Annotated in this window: 1 protein-coding gene; it reads right to left on the bottom strand. The window is 59.8% G+C overall.

Features of this window, described 5'->3' with window-relative positions:
• Positions 1 to 779 (bottom strand): reverse transcriptase domain-containing protein (locus HV796_RS42930; RefSeq protein ID WP_246356414.1); only part of this gene is annotated, 779 nt, incomplete at both ends.

Raw genomic sequence — 779 nt, 5'->3', positions numbered from 1 at the left:
TCGGGATTGGCGCGCCAATTGAAGGGCCTCGGACATCGTGAATAGCCCAAGATTAGCGAAGAAGGCATTTGGCCATCGGGTGTGATCGCGAAGGCATCGGCCCTGACCCGGACGATGAAGCTGTCGGCGCAGGATCGCTCGCAGACGACGACGAACGAAGCCGTCGACGGACGGGAAGGTGTAGCGGTGGGCGTGCTGGAAATAGCCAAACCAGCCACGAAGGAGTGGATTGATCGAGGCAATGATGTTCTCGATCGAGTCACCCCGGTTACGCCTGGTCTGGGTCCGGATTTTATCCCGCAGCCCCATGAGGCTCTTCTTGCGCACCCAACGTTGGCCCGCCTCGAACCGGTAACCCAGAAACTCAAACCCACGACCCTCCAGCCGACAGTCCCCAACGTGGGTTTTGTCGGGATGCAGTTTCAAGCCGTGCGCATCAACCCAAGCCCGCATGCGAGTGAGCGCAGCTTCCGCTTCCTCACGTGTGCGGCATAACACCACGGCGTCGTCCGCGTAGCGCACCATGACCAGCCCTGCCTGGCGCATTTCCACGTCAAGCTCGTGCAGGTACAGATTTGCCAACAGGGGGCTAACGACCGCCCCTTGAGGACTGCCGGAGGTCGGCGTCCAACGCGTCATGTCTTCCATGATGTCTTGCTTGAGGAAATACTGGATGAGTTCCAGGACCCGGCTGTCCGCAATTCGCCCGGCCACTCTCGCAAGAAGGGGTAGGTGTGGAATCGAGTCAAAATAACTTTGCAGGTCGGCATCGACCACCC

The organism is Paraburkholderia humisilvae (genome assembly GCF_902859855.1).
GTDB classification, from domain to species: domain Bacteria; phylum Pseudomonadota; class Gammaproteobacteria; order Burkholderiales; family Burkholderiaceae; genus Paraburkholderia; species Paraburkholderia humisilvae.
Note: the sequence above shows the minus strand (reverse complement) of the source record. Positions and strands in the feature narration are given on the sequence as shown.